At 71.5% G+C, this 17,281-nt stretch carries 18 protein-coding genes; 9 read left to right on the top strand and 9 right to left on the bottom strand.

Annotated features, from left to right (window positions below; all coding sequences use genetic code 11):
- The first annotated feature begins 44 nt into the window (after positions 1-44).
- A complete protein-coding gene (locus tag ACI2K4_RS19430) occupies positions 45-791 on the top strand; it encodes a prepilin peptidase (RefSeq protein WP_404513097.1) in 747 nt (248 codons plus the stop codon).
- Positions 792-866: 75 nt separating this feature from the next.
- On the opposite strand, the gene ACI2K4_RS19425 is transcribed toward ACI2K4_RS19430, so the two are convergent.
- The 5 genes from ACI2K4_RS19425 to ACI2K4_RS19405 form a co-directional block, all read right to left on the bottom strand.
- Positions 867-4,085 (bottom strand): UvrD-helicase domain-containing protein, encoded by a 3,219-nt coding sequence (locus ACI2K4_RS19425; RefSeq protein WP_404513096.1) that lies wholly within the window; start codon positions 4,083-4,085, stop codon positions 867-869.
- Between the two features lie 112 nt (positions 4,086-4,197).
- The gene (locus ACI2K4_RS19420) at positions 4,198-5,397 is read right to left on the bottom strand and encodes a low temperature requirement protein A (protein ID WP_404513095.1); all 1,200 of its coding nucleotides are present in this window, start codon (positions 5,395-5,397) and stop codon (positions 4,198-4,200) included.
- 78 nt (positions 5,398-5,475) lie between these two features.
- Positions 5,476-5,757: a MoaD/ThiS family protein gene (locus ACI2K4_RS19415; protein WP_404513094.1), complete on the bottom strand. Its 282-nt coding sequence runs from the start codon at positions 5,755-5,757 to the stop codon at positions 5,476-5,478.
- A gap of 2 nt (positions 5,758-5,759) precedes the next feature.
- Complete coding sequence (gene moaA, locus ACI2K4_RS19410; protein ID WP_404513093.1) at positions 5,760-6,869, bottom strand: GTP 3',8-cyclase MoaA; 1,110 nt, start codon at positions 6,867-6,869, stop codon at positions 5,760-5,762.
- Positions 6,870-6,886: 17 nt separating this feature from the next.
- Complete coding sequence (locus ACI2K4_RS19405; protein ID WP_404513092.1) at positions 6,887-7,777, bottom strand: fructosamine kinase family protein; 891 nt, start codon at positions 7,775-7,777, stop codon at positions 6,887-6,889.
- A gap of 156 nt (positions 7,778-7,933) precedes the next feature.
- On the opposite strand from ACI2K4_RS19405, the gene ACI2K4_RS19400 reads away from it, so the two are divergent.
- Genes ACI2K4_RS19400 through ACI2K4_RS19390 form a run of 3 tightly spaced genes read left to right on the top strand, consistent with a single transcriptional unit; the run spans position 7,934 to position 10,071 of the window.
- The gene (locus ACI2K4_RS19400) at positions 7,934-9,076 is read left to right on the top strand and encodes a DUF4192 domain-containing protein (RefSeq protein WP_404513091.1); all 1,143 of its coding nucleotides are present in this window, start codon (positions 7,934-7,936) and stop codon (positions 9,074-9,076) included.
- A 43-nt stretch (positions 9,077-9,119) separates the two neighbouring features.
- Positions 9,120-9,758 (top strand): molybdenum cofactor guanylyltransferase, encoded by a 639-nt coding sequence (locus ACI2K4_RS19395; RefSeq protein ID WP_404513399.1) that lies wholly within the window; start codon positions 9,120-9,122, stop codon positions 9,756-9,758.
- Positions 9,759-9,804: 46 nt separating this feature from the next.
- Positions 9,805-10,071, top strand: coding sequence for a DUF6457 domain-containing protein (locus ACI2K4_RS19390; RefSeq protein WP_404513398.1), 267 nt, complete (start codon positions 9,805-9,807; stop codon positions 10,069-10,071).
- Between the two features lie 89 nt (positions 10,072-10,160).
- Here ACI2K4_RS19390 and ACI2K4_RS19385 read toward each other — a convergent pair whose 3' ends face one another.
- A complete protein-coding gene (locus ACI2K4_RS19385) occupies positions 10,161-10,469 on the bottom strand; it encodes a hypothetical protein (protein WP_404513090.1) in 309 nt (102 codons plus the stop codon).
- Positions 10,466-10,723 carry a hypothetical protein gene (locus ACI2K4_RS19380; protein ID WP_404513089.1) on the bottom strand — a complete coding sequence of 86 codons (258 nt, stop codon included), beginning with the start codon at positions 10,721-10,723 and terminating at the stop codon, positions 10,466-10,468. The genes ACI2K4_RS19385 and ACI2K4_RS19380 overlap by 4 nt, the downstream gene beginning before the upstream one ends.
- 435 nt (positions 10,724-11,158) lie before the next feature.
- On the opposite strand from ACI2K4_RS19380, the gene ACI2K4_RS19375 reads away from it, so the two are divergent.
- The 4 genes from ACI2K4_RS19375 (at position 11,159) to ACI2K4_RS19360 (ending at position 14,012) form a co-directional block, all read left to right on the top strand.
- Positions 11,159-12,013 carry a DUF5753 domain-containing protein gene (locus tag ACI2K4_RS19375; protein ID WP_404513088.1) on the top strand — a complete coding sequence of 285 codons (855 nt, stop codon included), beginning with the start codon at positions 11,159-11,161 and terminating at the stop codon, positions 12,011-12,013.
- Positions 12,010-12,207 (top strand): DUF397 domain-containing protein, encoded by a 198-nt coding sequence (locus ACI2K4_RS19370; RefSeq protein ID WP_404513087.1) that lies wholly within the window; start codon positions 12,010-12,012, stop codon positions 12,205-12,207. The genes ACI2K4_RS19375 and ACI2K4_RS19370 overlap by 4 nt, the downstream gene beginning before the upstream one ends.
- 283 nt (positions 12,208-12,490) lie before the next feature.
- Positions 12,491-12,679: a DUF397 domain-containing protein gene (locus ACI2K4_RS19365; protein ID WP_404513086.1), complete on the top strand. Its 189-nt coding sequence runs from the start codon at positions 12,491-12,493 to the stop codon at positions 12,677-12,679.
- 172 nt (positions 12,680-12,851) lie between these two features.
- Positions 12,852-14,012 (top strand): T3SS (YopN, CesT) and YbjN peptide-binding chaperone 1, encoded by a 1,161-nt coding sequence (locus tag ACI2K4_RS19360; RefSeq protein WP_404513085.1) that lies wholly within the window; start codon positions 12,852-12,854, stop codon positions 14,010-14,012.
- 6 nt (positions 14,013-14,018) lie between these two features.
- Here ACI2K4_RS19360 and ACI2K4_RS19355 read toward each other — a convergent pair whose 3' ends face one another.
- Positions 14,019-16,058, bottom strand: a complete 2,040-nt coding sequence (locus ACI2K4_RS19355; protein WP_404513084.1) for a beta-propeller domain-containing protein — start codon at positions 16,056-16,058, stop codon at positions 14,019-14,021.
- Positions 16,059-16,264: 206 nt separating this feature from the next.
- On the opposite strand from ACI2K4_RS19355, the gene ACI2K4_RS19350 reads away from it, so the two are divergent.
- Positions 16,265-16,747, top strand: a complete 483-nt coding sequence (locus ACI2K4_RS19350; protein WP_404513083.1) for a hypothetical protein — start codon at positions 16,265-16,267, stop codon at positions 16,745-16,747.
- A 53-nt stretch (positions 16,748-16,800) separates the two neighbouring features.
- Here the strand turns inward: ACI2K4_RS19350 and ACI2K4_RS19345 are convergent, their stop codons facing one another.
- A complete protein-coding gene (locus ACI2K4_RS19345; protein WP_404513082.1) occupies positions 16,801-17,265 on the bottom strand; it encodes an Lrp/AsnC family transcriptional regulator in 465 nt (154 codons plus the stop codon).
- Between the last annotated feature and the right edge of the window lie 16 nt (positions 17,266-17,281).

Raw genomic sequence — 17,281 nt, 5'->3', positions numbered from 1 at the left:
GACGGGGTCGACCGGAGAGGTACGCGGCGATAACATCCGAGCGCATGTCCGCCGGGTCCGTCGTGACCGTACTCGCGACGGTGTTGGGCGCGGTGGTCGGCGTGAACACTCCGTGGCTGGTGCACCGGCTCTCCGTCGGGCCGGGCTCAGCCCCCAGGTCGGCCTGCGAGCGGTGCACCCGCCCGTTCCCGCGCGGCCGACCCGGTTGGGTACGCCCCGACGCGCGCTGCCCGGGCTGCGGCGCGCGTCTGGGTCCCCGTACGGGTCCGGTGGTGGCGCTCGGTGCCGCCGCCTTCGCCCTGGTCGCCGCCGCACTCTCCACCCCCGACGGGATCGACCCGGCACTGCCGGCGGTGCTCGCCCTGGTGGCCGTCGGGCTCCCCCTGGCCCTGATCGACCTGGCCTGCCTGCGGTTGCCCGACCCGCTCCTGGCGGTCGCCACGGTGCTGGTGCTGGTCGGGCTCGTCGGCGCCTCGGTTCTCCTGGGCACCCCGGAACCGCTGCTGCGGGCACTGCTCGCCGCGCTGGTCAGCGCCGCCGGCTACCTGCTGCTCGCGCTCCTGCCCGGCTCCCGGCTCGGCTTCGGCGACGTGAAGCTGGCCACCCTGCTCGGACTGCCGCTGGGCTGGTTCGGCTGGCCGGTCCTGTTGCTCGGCCTGGCCCTGCCGCACCTGGTCAACGGCACGATCGCGCTGGTCCTGCTGCTGACCCGGCGCGCCGATCGGGGCAGCACGTGGGCCTTCGGCCCGGCCCTGCTCGGCGGCGCCCTGCTCGCCCTGGTGCTCGGCTGACCCGCCCCGGCCGTCGCGTCGGGGCAGGTCAGTGTCCAGAGCAGAAGATCTGGACCGGCGTCGGGGCGGTAGGCGTCAGAGCAGGCGGAGTTGGCGGTCCTTGGGGCGGCGCGGCTCGGTGTCGCCGAACCGTTCGAAGAGGCCGGCGTCGATCGCACCCAGGAACGGCGTCGGTACGGTCTCCTTCTCCTGACCGTGCCGCGACCGGCGGGCCGTGTGGCTGAGGTAGAGCCGGTCCTGTGCCCGGGTGAGCCCGACGAAGAACAGGCGTCGCTCCTCGGCCACGTCCTCGTCGGTCGGCGGCCGACCCGGGAAGCGGAGCGGGAGCAGCCCGTCCTCGCAGCCGACCAGGAACACCACCGGGAACTCCAGCCCCTTGGCGGCGTGCAGGGTGAGCAGGGTGACCGCCTCGGCGCGCGGGTCGAGCGCGTCGACCTCGGCACCGGTGGCGAGCTGGGACAGGAACAGCGGCAGGTCGTCGCCGCAGCGCTGGGCCAGCGGGGTGAGCAGGTCGACCGCGTTGCGGATCTCGTCCGGGCCGACCCCGCCGGGCGCGTCCAGGGTCGGGGTGGCGAACCGCTCGGCGAGCACCTGACCGGCGAGACGTACCCGGGCGGCCAGTGAGCCGCCGAGCCCGTCGGCGTGCCGCAGCTCGCGCGCGATCACCCCCACCCCGGGCCGGTCGCGCAGCCGGTTGTGCGAGCGCTTCTGCACCGGCACCCCGGCCCGGACCAGCGCGTCCACGATCGGCGCCGCCTGCGCGTCGGTCCGGTAGAGCACGGCGATGTCGGAGAACGAGACACCCGAGTTGCGGCCGTCGATCCGGCCCGAGTCGAGGGACCGGTGGGACAGCCCGCCGACCAGGTCGTCGACGGTCCGTACGACGAAGTTCGCCTCGTCCGCGACCGACGCGGCCGAATAGCGGCCGACCAGCGGTGCCTCCGGGTCGAGCCGGGCCGGGTCCAGCCGCCGGCCCGGTACCAGCGACGACGGGGCGATGGCCTGGACCGCGGCGGCCAGGATCGGCGCCGACGAGCGGTAGTTGCGGGTGAGCCGGACCAGCCGGGCGTCGGAGAAGTCCTGCGAGAACCGCAGGAAGTACGCCACGTCCGCACCCCGGAACGAGTAGATCGCCTGGTCCGGGTCACCGATCGCGCAGAGGTTGCCGTCCGTCGGCACGAGCAGCCGGAGCAGCTCGTACTGGACCTCGTCGACGTCCTGGTACTCGTCCACGAACACCCAGCGCCAGCGGTCGCGGTAGTGCCGGACCAGCTCCGGGTCCTCGCGCAGCACGCGCACCGGCAGGGTCACCAGCTCGTCCAGGTCGACCAGGTCCTGACCGCGAAGCAGCTTCACGTACGCCGCGTCGTCCTCGCCGGCCTCGGTGCGCGCGGCGGTCCGTTCGGTGTCGTCGGCGATCCGGAAGTCGGCCGGCAGGCCGGCGGCGGCCGGGTGCTCGCGCAGGATGGCCAGGCCGAGCGAGTGGAAGGTGGCCACGGTGATGTCCTCGGCCACCGGGCCGAGCAGCCCGTCCAGCCGGACCTGCAACTCCTCGGCAGCCCGCCGGGTGAAGGTGATCGCCAGGCAGTGCTCCGGGAAGACGTTCAGCTCCGCGCAGAGGTACGCGATCCGGTGGGTCAGCGTGCGGGTCTTGCCGGTGCCGGGACCGGCGACGATGAGCAGCGGCCCACCGGGTGCCGAGGCGGCCACCCGCTGCATCGCGTCCAGTCGGTCGAGCAGGCCGGTGCCGACCTCCTCCATCCCGGCCAGCATCGGTTCGAACGGCTCGTGCGGTGACGGCGGCGGTGCGATCGGCGGGGCCGGCGGTGGCACGGCCCGCGCGGGCCGACGCTTCGGCTCGGCGGCCTTCGCGGCGGACTTGGCCCGTGGCTTCGGCGCCGACTCCGCCGCCGGTCGCGGCTGGGGCACCGACACGGGTACGTCGAACAGTGCGTCCGGCTGTGCGCCACTGCCCGGGCCACGCAGCTCGTCCGGGGCGAAGAGACTGATCACGCCGTACTCGCCGTCGTAGCCGGGGACCCGGCGCACCTCACCGGCGCGAAGGCGGCCGATCGCCTCGGCGATCCGTTCGCCACCCGACTGCCGTAGGTCGTCCAGCGGCACCGAGGTCAGGATGTCGAGTTCGGCGCCGAGCGCGGCGACCAGGTTGTTGAGCTGGCCCTCGACCGTCTTCGACTTCGGGCCGACTCCGTTGATCTCGCCCAGGATCTCGGCGAGCTGGACCAGGTGGGTGACCCGGGGCGCGCCGGACGGGGTGTGTCCCGCCGGCCGGTCGGCAAGGTCCTCGACCCGGCTGAGCACCCCGACGGTCAGCGGCTTGCCGCACTCGGGGCAGAGCCCACCGGCCTCACGGGTCCGCTCCGGCGCCCAGTTGACCCCGCAGAGGCGGTGGCCGTCGGCGTGGTACTTCCCCTCCTCGGGAAAGAACTCGATCGTGCCGGCGAGCCCGTCGCCCGTACGCATCGCCGACCGGATCGCGAAGTAGTCGACCTCGGTGGCGAAGACGGTCGCCTCGCGGGCCAGCGCGGCGGGGGAGTGCGCGTCGGAGTTCGACACCAGCCGGTATCGGTCGAGGCTGGACACCCGCCAGTTCATCTCGGGGTCACTGGAGAGTCCGGTCTCCACCGCGAAGATGTGTTCGGCGAGGTCGGCGTAGCAGTCCGCGATCGCGTCGAAGCCGGACTTCGACCCGAGGGCGGAGAACCACGGCGTCCAGATGTGCGCCGGCACCAGGTAACCGTCGGGGCTCGCCTCCAGCACGATCTCCAACAGGTCACGGGAGTCGAGCCCGAGGATCGGCCGCCCGTCCGAGCCGATGTTGCCGATCCGGCCGAGCACCCCGTTGAACCGGGCGACCGCGTCCAGGTCGGGCAGGTAGACGAGGTGGTGCACCTTACGGGTCCGGTCGTCCCGCTTGTAGATCGTGGAGATCTCCACGCTGAGCTGGTAACGCACCGGGTTGGCCTCGGCCACGCTGGAGAGCCGGGGCGGCAGCCGGCGGGCGATGTCCCGCTCCGCCTCCGGGCTGAGCCGGTAGAGCCCCGGTTCGGCCGGGCGGAGGGTCTCCCGCAGGTGGTCGTACCAGGCGGGGTGGGTGAAGTCGCCGGTGCCGAGCACACTGATGCCCTTGCGCTTGGCCCACCAACCGAGGTTGGGCAGGGTCAGGTCCCGGCTGCACGCGCGCGAGTACTTCGAGTGGATGTGCAGGTCCGCGACGAAGGACCCGGTGGCCATGACGGAGCCGCCGGAAGATGCAGCGCTGAACGGAGGCACGCCGCATACTGTCATGGGCCGGTCCGCCCGCGCGTGGCGCCACGCACAAGCGTGAGATCCCCGATCCCGTGCCACACAGCCCGTACGCGTTGCTCACACCGCCCGTACCCGGTCAGAGCGGGGGATTCGGGGTGGTCACGGCGCGCTTCCGGACGTGGTAGAGGTTGCCCAGGCCGCTGGCGGCCAGCAGCAGGGTGGCCACGACGAGACCGACCAGTGGGGGCGGGAGCAGCATCACCGGGATCAGGGCGCCGAGCAGGAGTGGCCCGACGAGCAGTGGCGGCGCGAAGCGGCCGAAGACCTCGTACTCGAACCGGAGTCGGGCGATCAGGAAGACGATCGGCCCGCCGAGCACGACCACGCTGAACGCCAGGTGGGTGTCCCCGAGCGGGTCGGCGATGGCCAGTTCGTTCGCGACCGCCGTGAGCAGCACCCCGGCGACCAGGGCAAACTGCGTGTAGTTCGAGGACTGTCCGAGTCGGCCCGGGTTCGGCGTGCTACCCATCGCCTCCGGCAACAGCTTTCCGGCCCGCTGGAAGTAGATCTGCCAGAGCAGCAGCGTGCTTACAACGGAGACGAGGAAGGCCACCGTACGGCCGAAGTCGAGCGGCCCCTCGCTGAACGTCAGCCCGATGAAGAGGACCGACTCACCCAGCGCGAGGATGAGGAACTGCTGGTAACGCTCGGCGAGGTGTGCACCGGCCAGCCGCCACTGCGCGTTCTGTTCGCGGCCGAGCCACGGCGCCGGCCAACCGAGCCGTACGCCCAGGTAGTCGACGGCCAGCGCGACCGCCCAGAGCGGTAGCCGCACCTCGTGGGGCAGGACCGCGCCGACGATCCAGAACACGCCCGACAGCGACGCCCAGCACACCAGCCGGATCTCGTTACGCCGCCGGGGGTGCCCGCCGAGCAGGACGGCGAGGAAGATCGGGCGCCCGACCTGCGCTCCCACGAACGCCGCGGCGAAGAGCATGCCCCGGTCACCGAACGCCTGCGGCATCGCCACCGCCAGCAGCAGACTGGCCACGATCAGCCCGCTGAACAGCAGGTGCATGGCGGTGGCCAGCCGGTTGAACCGGCTCGTCACCCAGCAGGTGAAGATCCAGACGTTCCAGACCGCCACCAGCAGCACCAGGGTCTCGGCAATGGCCATGACACCGATCCGTCGTCCGTCGCCGATCGCCTCCAGCAGTTGCTGCGACACCCGGGTCAGCGCGAAGGCGAACACCACGTCGAAGAGGAGTTCGAGGAAGGTGGCCCGTTCGGGCTCCTCCGGGTCGCGTACGAGTTCGTCGGCGCGGTCGATCCTCATCGGCCACCCCCACCCGTGCGCTGCCCGTACCAACGGGTCAACGAACGGCCGGGCGACGCGGCTGCTGCCCGGAGCGGCTCAGCCTCCGGCGAACGGGGGGAGTACGTCGACCGTGGCGTCCGGCGGCAGCGGTTGTCGCCGGTCGTGCCGCACCACGCCGTTCACCAGGAAGCTGGCCACCTTCAGTACGGTGGCGAGCCGTTCACCGTGCCGGATACCGAGCACGTCGACCAACTCGTCCAGGCCGATCCCGCCCGGAGCCGGCTCCTCGGAAACCCCGGCCGCGGCCCGCGCCGCCGCGAAGTAGCGCACGTTCACCGTCGACACGCCGGTCGTGCTGTTGGTGGTCGGTGATGTCATGGTCAACCTCCGATCGCCGACATCGGACGGGCCGGCTGGAGAAAGGTCGGGTCGTCGATGTCGTGTCCGGCCCGTTTGCCCCACATCGCGGTACGCCAGCGCCCGGCCAACTCCTCGTCGTCCGCGCCGGACCGCAGCGCCTCGCGCAGGTCGGACTCCTCGGTGGCGAAGAGGCAGGCCCGCACCTGGCCGTCGGCGGTCAGTCGGGTCCGGTCGCAGTCGCCGCAGAACGGCCGGGTGACGCTGCCGATCACACCGACCCGGGCCGGTCGGCCGTCGAGTGCGGTGAAGCCGTCCACCAGCCAGGTCTCGGCCGGTGCGCCACCCCGCTCGACCGGGTCGGGGAGCAGGGTGAACTCGGCCTTCAGGGCGGCCAGGATCTCGGTCGCGGTCACCATCGAGGCGCGGTCCCAGCCGTGCTGGGCGTCGAGCGGCATCTGCTCGATGAAGCGCAGTTCGTAACCGTGCGCGAGGGCGAACCGGAGCAGGTCCGGCGCGTCCTGGTCGTTCACACCCCGCATCAGCACCGAGTTGATCTTCACCGGGGTCAGCCCGGCGTCGGCGGCCGAGGCCAGCCCGGCGAGTACGTCCGACAACCGGTCCCGCCGGGTCAGCGCGGTGAACCGGTCCGGGTCGATGGTGTCGAGCGAGACGTTGACCCGGTCCAGCCCGGCATCGCGCAACGTCCCGGCGAGCCGGGCCAGACCGATGCCGTTCGTGGTCAGCGAGAGTTTCGGCCGGGGGTCCAGCCGGGCGGCGGCGGCGACGATGGCGGGCAGTCCGGGACGGATCAACGGCTCCCCGCCGGTGAACCGGACCCCGGTCACGCCGAGTTTCTGCACCGCCACCCGGACCAGGCGAACGATCTCGTCGTCGGTCAGCAGCCGGTCCTTCGGCAACCAGGGCAGCCCTTCGGCCGGCATGCAGTAGGTGCAGCGCAGGTTGCACCGGTCGGTCAGGGAGACCCGCAGGTCGGTGGCGAGCCGCTGGTAACGGTCGATCAACCCGTTGACCTCCGGTCGTACGGGTGTCTCGGTCTTCTGGTCCGTCCCCGGCCGGGTTGTTGCCCGCGCCGGTCCGGCGGCCGTCGATTGGATCACCGGGATGCCCATCGTTCGACGGTATACCGTCAACCGTCCAGCGCGGAGCCAGCCGCCGTGCTTACCGCCGACCGGTAGGCCGCGCCGAAGAGGGCGGTGTGCACCAGCAGCAGGTGAAGCTGGTGCAGCGGGACCCGCGCCCGCCAACCGTCGGCGAGCGGCCAGACCTCCTGGTAGCCGTCGATGATGCGGGGCAGTTCGGGGGCGCCGCCGAAGAGCGCGAGCTGCGCCAGATCCGTCTCCCGGTGCCCGCCGTGCGCGGCCGGGTCGACCAGCCAGACCCGTCCGTCCGAGCCCCAGATCACATTGCCCGGCCAGAGGTCACCGTGGATTCGTGACGGGGGCTCGGCGCCGCCGTACCCGTCGATGGTGTTCATCACCCGCTCGACCAGGTCGACCTCGGCCGGTCCGAGCGCGCCGTTGTCGACCGAGCGGCGGAGGTACGGTGCCAACCGGTGCTCGGCGAACCAGGTCGGCCACGGTCCGGTCGACGGCGTGTTCGACTGCGGCAGCGCACCGATGTAACCGGACCAGTCGGCACCGAAGGCGGGCGCACCGGCCCGATGCAGCGCGGCCAACTCCCGGCCGAAGCGGGTCGCCGCCGCCGGGGTCGCCGCCCCCGGCTCGACCCACTCCAGGGCGAGTAGTTCCGGTAGCTCGGCGACGACCTCCGGCACCGGCACCGCACCGGCCGCGCGCAACCAGCGCAGCCCGGCCGCCTCGGCCGCGAAGAACCCATCGGGTACGGGCACCGCCGCCCCCTCCGGCCAGCTCTTGGCGAACACCGAACTGCCGTCGTCCAGGGTCAACCGACGGGCGTCACAGATGTCGCCACCCGCGACCGGCGTCTCCCTGATCCGTTGGTGGGTGAGGAAGGTGGGCAGGTGCTGTGGGTGCGCCCGCAGGTACGCCAGGTCCATCCGCGCAACGTACCGCGCGGGTTCGGCCGGATGCCGTACCGGTGTCGCGAGGCTGAGCAGGGAAACTACCTTCCGTACCTGTGGATAACCTCGTGTCGTCCACAGGGCTGGCGGGAGGCATGGCGATCACACCACCCGCCGGGCCAGGCTCCGGGCATGACCCCGACCGATCCGCCGCAGCTCACCGTACGCTCGACCGCCGATTTGCTCTCCGCGGTTCCCTACCTGCTCGGGTTCCATCCCGCCGACAGTCTGGTGCTGCTCGCGATGCGGGACACCCGGATCGTCTTTGTCGCCCGGGGTGACCTGCCCGAGCCGGGGGACCCGGCCCGGCTCCGCGAGGCGGTCGAATACCTGGCCGCGGTGATCCGCCGGCAGGGCGCGCAGGCGGTCACCATCATCGGGTACGGCCCGGCCCAGCGCGTCACGCCAGCGGTCGACCGGATGGAGGCGGTGGTCCAGCGCTCGGGCCTGATGATCTTCGACGCGCTGCGGGTGACCGAGGGCCGTTACTGGTCCTACCGGTGTGCGGAGCCCCGCTGCTGCCCGCCCGAGGGGACGCCGTTCGACCCGGCCGCCAGCACGGTCGCCGCCGCCGCGACCTTCGCCGGTCACGTGGCGCTGCCCGACCGGGCCGCGCTGAGCCGGCAGGTCGCCCCGGTCGAGGGCGCGGATCGCGAGGCGATGAGTCAGGCCACCGTACGTGCCCGGCAGCGCCTGCTCGACCTGCTGGCCGGCGCCCCGGCGAGCGATCCCACCGGCATCCGTGCGATCCGCTCCGCCGGGCTGGCGGCGGTCCGCATCGCCGAGGGACGGCACCGCGCGCGGGCGCGGCTACGCGACGACGAGGTGGCCTGGCTGACCGTTCTCCTCACCCACCTGGACGTACGCGACCACGCGTGGGAGCGGATCGGTCCGGACGACTGGCAGACGGCGCTCTGGACGGACGTGCTGCGTCGGGCCGAGCCGGGGCTGGCGGCGGCGCCCGGTGGCCTGCTCGCCTTCGCGGCCTGGCGCAGGGGGAACGGCGCGTTGGCGGCGGTGGCGGTGGAGCGGGCCCTCGCCGACGACCCCGGCTACTCGATGGCGCAGCTCATGGCCGACGTGCTCAACGGTGGCCTGCCACCGTCGGCGCTGGACGAGAGCTGGGTGTCGCCCGTCCGGCGTGGTCGCCGGGGCCGACGGACCACCGATCCGCGCCGAGCCGGACCGGGCACGCCGAACGCGCGGGCCGCCCGACCACGCCGCTCCCGGGCACCGCGCCGGGACTGGCGACCGTCCCGCCGCAACGCCGGCTGAGCGCGGATACGGCTACGGTTGGCCGATGGGTGGACTGGCGGCGGTGGTGCTCACCGGTGGTGCGGCCCGACGCATGGGCGGTGTGGACAAGCCGGCGGTCCCGGTGGCCGGTCGCCCGATGCGGGACCGGGTGCTCACGGCGGTTGCCCTCGCGACGCCACGGGTGGTCGTCGGCCCGGCCGTCGACCTGCCGCCCGGAGTGCTGGTCACCCGCGAGGACCCGCCGGGCGGTGGACCGGTGGCCGCGACCGCCGCCGGCCTCGCCATGCTCGCCGGCAATACCCGGGGACCAGCCGGTGACCCTGTCGATGCCAGCGGCGATCGGCCCGAGCTGCCGGAGTTCGTCGCGCTGCTCGCCGCCGACCTGCCGTTGCTGACCGCCGAAGCCGTCGCCCTGCTGACCGGTCGACTCGCCGGGTCGACGGCCGACGGGGTCCTCTACCGGGACGACGACGGGCGGCGACAACTGCTCTGCGGCGTCTGGCGGTTCGACGCGCTGACCGCCGCGCTCGACCGCCTCGCGCAACGGCGCGACGGAACACTGGCCGGCGCGTCGATCCGGGCCATGGTCGCGGAACTGACCGTGATCGAGATCCAGTGGCCCGGATCGGGGCCGCCGCCGTGGTTCGACTGCGACACTGACGACGACGTACGCCGAGCCGAGGAGTGGACGACACGATGAGGATTTCCGACCAGGTCACGCCGACCGACCGGATCACGGTGACCGGCTGATGGGGACCCTCGACGACTGGGTGGGCACGGCCTGCGCCGAGCTGGGGCTGGACCCTTCCATGGCCGACGTCCCGGTGGTGCTCGACCTCGCCCGGGATGTCGCACACCAGGTGCTGCGTCCGGGTGCGCCGGTCACGGCGTACCTGTTGGGGATCGCGGTCGGGCGCGGCGCGGACCCGGCACAGGCCGCCGAACGGCTCGCGGCGCTTGCCCGCTCCTGGCCGCCACCGGACGGCCCCGCCGCCTCCGACAACGCCGCCTGACCCGGGCCGCCCCGCCGGTAGAGAGGCCCGCCCTGGGGCGTCGTCCACGGGGGAAGACGACGCGTGCCCAGGGCGGGGCCGGTCCGGGGTCAGGCTTCGTGGCCCCCGACCTGAGGTGTGGAACGGTCCGGCGGCGCCCAGCACATGATGCGTTCGAAGATGGCCCGTACGTCCGGTGGTGGACCGAGGGCGGCGTCGTAGACGTGCAGGTCGGAGATGGCGTCCACGAACTGCGTCGCGAGGTAGAGCATCAACGCGACCCGTTGGTGTCGGAAGCTCACGGTCAGGTCGAGCCGGGCGTCGGCGCACGGCCACGGCTGGGCGCAGAGCCGGCAGCACCAGACGGGGCGCAGCGGTAGGTGAATTTGCCGGGTCGCGACCGGCTTCGGCTCGATCACCAGTCCGGTCCCGTCGGCGCGGGCCGTTCGATCTCCGTCAGGACCCGCCGACGAATCACGTACACCGCCTCGGGCAGCTCGGGCTTACCCGTCGGCTTCTCGATCCCGCGCACGGTGACCCACTCGGTGTCGTACACCCCCGCGTCGATCGGTACCTGCGTCACCCGCAAATGAAGGTCACCCATGTTGTCCTGATAGGCGGGCACACAGGTCCGGCGATAGTCGTCCTTCTCCGCGTGGATCACGTCGCCCACCTCAACGAGCGAATCACCGAGCATTCCGGCCTCTGTTCCGGGGCACGCGGTAGGCCACACGCTGGCCGAACGTGAGCATCGGTCCCAGGTTCACCGTCCGCTCATCGGCCCATGCGGGGCGCCGTGTCGGGTCGGTGCCATACAAGCGTGCGCCCTTTGGGGGCGTTCCCCGGTCGAGACACGGCCAGCGCAGACCACACACGCAGTATCGGCGGAAGCCGCGCCAGACACGGCGGTGTTGTTGGCCCGGCGGCGACGACTCCTGCTTCCGATGTCTCATATCGACTCCCTACCTCGTTGCCCGCGACGGTGGAGGATTCGCATCACCATCTCGCATGCATCAATTCCTCGATGTCTCCATATTGCATCATGCATCGAAGGTGGCGCAACGGTCTGTAGCTTGATCCTTACTGATCCATCGTGTTGACTCCCGGTATGGCATCGGAGAAGTGGACGACCAACGTTCGCGCCAGGCAGCTCGGCCTGCGACTGCGAGCGCTACGGCTCGCGGCGAACCTCTCCGCCGAGGCGGTTGCGGCGGAGCTTGGTTGCTCCCAGGGCAAGGTCAGTCGTATCGAGCTGGCACAAAGTGGCGTCGGGCGTGGTGACTTGTTCCTGATGCTCGATCTCTACGGTGTGGAGCCGGCCCTTCGTGAGCAGTACTGGCAACTCGCCCGAGCTGGGCGTGAGCGTGGCTGGTGGCACAAATACCGAGACGTGATCACGGACAACCTGAGCACGTTTGTCGCCTTTGAGGCAGAGGCGCAGGTGCTGCATACCTGGTCGTGGGGTGCGATCACCGGTCTACTTCAGACACCCGAGTACGCACGCGCGATCTTTGCGAGCGACCCGAGGTGGCAGTCGCCGGAGGAGGTTGACCGACTGGTCGATGCCCGGATGGCGAGGCAGGGTCGGATGACCGGTTACGGCCTCGACCTTTGGGTGGTTCTCGACGAGTCGCTCCTACGTCGCCCTATCGGCGGCCCTGCGGTGTTGGCTGAGCAGCTTGACCGGCTCGCGACGCCGGAGCAGGGCGTGACGGTGCAGGTCTTGCCGCAGTCCGTCGTGTGGCATCCCGGCCTTAACGGTGCGTTCACGGTGATGCGCTTCCCGGAACATCCGACGATCGTCTTCGCGGAGGCATTGACGGGCGACCTGCACGTCGAGCGAGAGTCGGAGGTCGCGCGGTATACCCTTGCGTTCGACCATCTGCGGGCGGCAGCCGCAAGCCCTGAGGAATCTCGTGCGCTCATCATGAAGGCGCGAGACGCGTTGAAGAAGGAAGGGTGACCGTGGATTTCTCCCAGGCCGTTTGGCGTAAGAGCAGCCGCAGCAGCGGCAGTGGTAACGGTGACTGCGTAGAGGTCGCCGACAACCTCGCAGACGTTGTGCTCGTCCGAGACACGAAGGACCGCGAGGGCGAAATGTTGGCGATTGCCCCCGCTGCCTGGCGGGCGTTCGTCGGGTTCGCCAAGCAGCGCTGATAACCGTCACCCGCCCTCCGTGCCCACCCCGGCGCGGGGGCGTCGCTGGGTGCCGGAGGTGCAGATCCTGGTTGTGCTCGTAGTGCTGGCCTTTCCGGTGCATTCGTTCTCGCCACGCTTCCCGGGAAGGGGCGGACGGGCTACGTCGATGACCAGTTGCGGGGACGGCTGATGGTGGAAGGCGCGGACCTGGATCGGCTGGAAGTAGCGTGGGAGATCGTCACCGGGTTGGCCCTGTCGGTGCACCTGTCCAAAGACCTCACAGCGAAGGCGATCACCGATCATGACTGACCCGGCCCCTGTGTGGCGTAAGAGCACTCGCAGCAGCGGAAATCAGGGGAATTGCGTAGAGGTGGCCGACAACCTTACCGCCCGTGTCCTCGTACGGGACAGCAAGGACCGGTCCGGTCCGGTCCTCTCCTTCGGCCCGGACGCGTGGCAGGCGTTCGTCGGTTTGGCCAAGCGCCGCTAGCAGATCTCACCCGCCCTCCGCGCCTGGACCGGTGCGGGGGCGTCGCTGTGTCCAGTACCGGCACTGGCGGCGCCTCTGGACCACGAGCGCCGGGAGTGTCCGATGCGGGTCGGCACTGTGCCGCGCGGCTGTTGCGCTGGGTAGGGTGTGTGCCTGACGGACGGAGGCGATCATGAACGCAGAGCACCCCTCGGCGGCCGGGTCGGACGCGGCCGAGCCTGCCTCGAACGGTTCCCCGCTGGCCGGCGACGCCTGGCCGGTCCAGCACGAGTCGATCCTGCTCGACGAGCCCAGCACGGCGGACCTTCAGGCCAAGGTGACCGAGGCATGGCAGGAGTTCGCCCGTGCGCTCGCCGTTGCCCTGCGTACGCTGCCGCCCGGTGCGCAACTGGAGGTCACCCTCGACCCCACCGCCTCCGGCACTGGTGACGCCATCTACTCGGTCAGCATCGAGATCGGTGCCGAGGGCCGGATCGGCGCCCGCGCGGTCGGTAACGCCGCGCTGCCCGAGGGCTTCCGGCTCAACCGGGGCGCCGTCGCCGAGATGGTCGCGCTCGGCTGGTCGCCGCCCGGTGTGATCGAGGGGTCCGGGCCGCATTTCGGGCTCCGCAGCGGTACGTCGGAGGCGAGCCGCCTCGCCACCACCGTCGTACGCACACTGCGCGACGTGTACGGCGCGCCGCACCCGGCGTTCCTGGTCTACCTGACGCAGGACGCCGACGAGGAACCGATCGCCGTGGAGCCACTCGGTACGGCCCGCGCCGCGCTGACCGCCGATACCGACTCCGAGTCCGAGTCCGGCGGCACCGAGGCCGACCTGGCCGAGGCGCTGGCCGCCGCTAGGGCCGCCCAGGCGGCCGGCGACGACGTGATCCCGCTGGAGGAGCGGGTGCGCACGGTCGTCTCGACCATGATGAAGTCCACTTCGGACCAGTTGCAGGTTGACTCGGACGGCGACATCAACATCCGGGCCGGCTCGGCGATGGTCTTCGTCCGGGTCCGCGACAACCCGCCACTGGTCGACGTCTTCTCGCCGGTTCTCACCGAGATCGAGCCGACCGAGCAGCTCTACGTCAAGCTCTCCGAGCTGACCAACCGGATGCCGATCGGTCGGCTCTACTGCACCAACGACACCGTCTGGGCCTCCATCCCGGTCTTCGGCCGGAACTTCCAGGCCACCCACCTGATGCTGGCGGTCCAGGTGATGACGGGTCTCGCCGACGAGTTGGACGACCGGCTGCACGGCGAGTTCGGCGGCAAGCGCTTCTTCGGCGAGGGCGACAAGCCGACCAACCGGGAGACCGGCGAACACCGTACCGGCATGTACCTCTGAGCCGGGCTAGGACAGCTCGACCCAGCCGGCGCTGTCCATGGTGGAGAGGCGGGTGGCCATCAGACCGGCGTCCGAGACGGTCCAGAGCGTGTCGCCGACCACCAGCGACCGTCGGATCATGCCGTTCCGTTCCGGACCGGCCTTCGAGGTGTGCTCGATCTGACCCGTCGGGGTGAAGCCGCGCTCGGTCAGCCGCAGCGTCAGCGCACCCTGGGTGGGAAGCTGGCCTGGCCTGGTCCGGGCCGTGCCGTACTCGGTCAGCGGCACCACGACCAGCCGCTGTGCCGGCCAGTAGAGGAAGGCGTGCGGGTCGGATTCGGCCTCCGAGTGGCCCTGCCGGATCAGGTGCTGGGCCAGCCGCTGGGGCCGGCTGAGGTCGGAGACGTCGAACAGCGAAAGCTGGGTCCCCTGGGTGACGCCCTGTCCGTCGGCCTCCTGACCGATTCCGAGCAGCCGACCCTCCTCGATCGGATGCAGGTACGCCGAGTATCCGGTGATCTTCAGCTCGCCGGTGACCCTCGGCGCCTCCGGACGGGTCAGGTCCACCGTGTACAGCGGGTCGGTCTGGCGGAAGGTGACGACGTACCCGGTGCCGGCGGCGAACCGTACGGCGTAGATCCGCTCTCCCTTGCCCAGACCGGTCACCCGGCCGGTCTCGGTCAGTGTGCGGCCGTCCGCCCGCAGCACGTACACGGTCGAACTGGAGTCCCGGTCCCCGCCCCGGATCTGGCCGGTGGTGGTGGCGACGCGGAGGTGGCCGTTCCACTCCGACATCGCGTACTGATTGATCAGCCAGCCCTCGACGGTGGTGGCGGTGAGGTACCGCGCCGGGCCCGAGCCGGCGGTGTCGAACTGGTAGATCTCGGTGACCTCGTCCCTCTCCTGTGGAGCGAAGCCACCGATGTCTTCCCTCCCCGCGAACCGCCACCGCTGGTCGTTGGTGAGGTAGAGCCGGGATCCGGTGCTGTAGACGGTGTCGCCGTCCGCGACGACCGCGAGCGGGGCGGCGTCGTCCAGGGTGGGGGCGCCGAGGTCGAAGTTGAGCAGGGTAACCATCGACGCACCGGAGTAGTGCGCCGGGCGGACCAGCCGGTCGCAGCCGACCTGCCCGGTCCGGGTGGTGCCGCCGGTGGTGATCTCGTAGCGGGGAAGCCAGGCTTCGGTCGGCGCCCGGTCGATGATGTCGCGGTTGGCGGCGATCCGGTCGTCGTCGCTGCCGGTCTCCCGGTACGGGAAGACCAGGCGCGGCGCGGAGCGGACCACGATCCGTACGGTGGCGCCCACCTGCCTCGCGTCCACCAGGGAGCCGTCGGTGCGGTACTGGGCGATGACCCGGGGCGCACCGGTCAGGTCGACCAGGATCAGCCGTGGGCCGCTGACCGTGTCCGGCGAGGGTGGCAGTTCGCCGGTTCCGGGCACGATCGCGGGTCGACCGACGGCCGGCGTCGCCACGCCGCCCCAGCCGTCGCGTACCAGGACCAGTGCCCGGTCGCCGTGCAACAGCAGGTTGCTCTCGCTCCACCGGCCCGGGTCGTCGGGCGGGAACAGTTCGAGCCGGCCGGTCCGCTGCCGGCTGACCGGGTCGATCACGTACAGGATTCCGCCGTTGACCGTGACGATCCGACGGCCGTCGGTCTTGACCAGGTCGGGTTCGTCCACGCCGGCCTCGTGCGTGTTGGTGCCGGAGTAACCCGCCGCCGCGTCGGCGGCTGCCTCGGGCGCGGCCGGTGGCGGCGCCGCCCCGGCGGGTGCCGCCCGCTGGGCCGCCGACCGGCCCGCACCGCCCGCCGCGTCCAGCATGGGGACGACGTCACCCCCGAGACCCCAGGGCCCGACGTACGCCTTCGCGGCCGACCTGAGCCCGGTCAGCGCCTCCGCGCACGAGTCGAAGGCGACGAGTCGCATGCCGCCGGCCGGCACACCGGGATCCGGTCTCGGCTCGTGCCGTTCCGGTGCCGAGGTGCTGCCGGCGACCAGGGCGAGCGTGGTGAGCAGCGCGCAGCCGGCGACGACAAGCGCGGGACGGGGTGTACGCCTGCGAGTCATGGCCGGTACGACGCACGAACCCCGGCTCGCGTTCCACTTGCCGGTGATCCGAACTTGGTCGATCAAGGAGGGTCTAGCGGTCCATCCCGATTTGCGGCGTTGCATCCAGGAGAAATCCCATGCATGCTCTCTGTGACTGCTTCGTCACCCTGTTTCACGAGAAATATCGACATAGGACGCTACCGCGCGCGTACCGGGAGGTATTGGTGATCGACAACCGCTCGCCACACTGGCACAAGCCCCACTATGCCCAACCCGAGCGGGAGGCGGACCTGTTTGCCGTACTTGACGGAGCGGACGTCTCCGAGCCGGTCCGGGCGGCCGTGGCGCACGCCCTGAAGCGTCCTCCGCAGTTCCCCCGGCAGTCCGGCCCGACCTGGCCGGAGCAGGCCACCCACACCCGCTACACGCTGCACCTGACCTTTCCGGCGGCGAACCTGGACGAGGCGCGGGCACACGCGGTCAGCTACGCCGAGGGGCTCAGCGTGCTCCGTCCCGAGGTCGGCGTGCACGCGCCGCTGCTCTCCCGGGCCGACACCTGGAACCACATCGAACCGCTCTTCTGCGGCGCGGTCGGCCCGGACGAGGAGATCTGCGCGGACGTACGCGAACATCCCGGCTTCCATCGGGCGGCCGGACTCGGCGGTCTGAGCTGGGGTGGCAGCGACGCGACGCCCGGTCCGCGCTGACCGGGTGCGTGCGGCGGCGGCCCCGGGCGGGCGGGACGACGGGTTCGTGGAGGTCAGCCGGCCGTCGGTGCGGGGATCACGGTGGGCGAGTCGACCAGCCGGGACAGCACGATCATGCTCCTGGTCGAGGTGACGAACGGTTCCGCGCGGAGCCGTTCGAGCGCCTGCTCCAGGTGGGTGATGTCGGCGGCGCGGAGGTGGACCAGGGCGTCCGCCTCGCCGGAGACGGTGTACGCGCCGACCACCTCCGGGTGCCGCCGGGTCGCCACCGTGAGCTGCGCGGGAGTGGTCCGGCCGGTGCAGAAGAGCTCGACGAACGCCTCGGTGGTCCAGCCCACCGCCGCCGGGTCCACCACGGCGGTGAAGGCGCGGATCACCCCGCCGGCCCGCAGCCGGTCCACCCGACGCTTGACCGCCGGCGCGGAGAGCGAGACCCGGCTGCCGATCTCCGCGTACGACTGGCGCGCGTCCGCGACGAGGGACGCAATGATTCGCTGATCTATCTCGTCTATCTGCAACGTTCCGCCTCTTGCA

The sequence above is a fragment of the Micromonospora sp. NPDC050397 genome, from assembly GCF_044901685.1.
Classification (GTDB): domain Bacteria; phylum Actinomycetota; class Actinomycetes; order Mycobacteriales; family Micromonosporaceae; genus Micromonospora_G.
The sequence above is the reverse complement of the archived record's forward strand: the minus strand, read 5'-3'. Positions and strand labels throughout refer to the sequence as shown.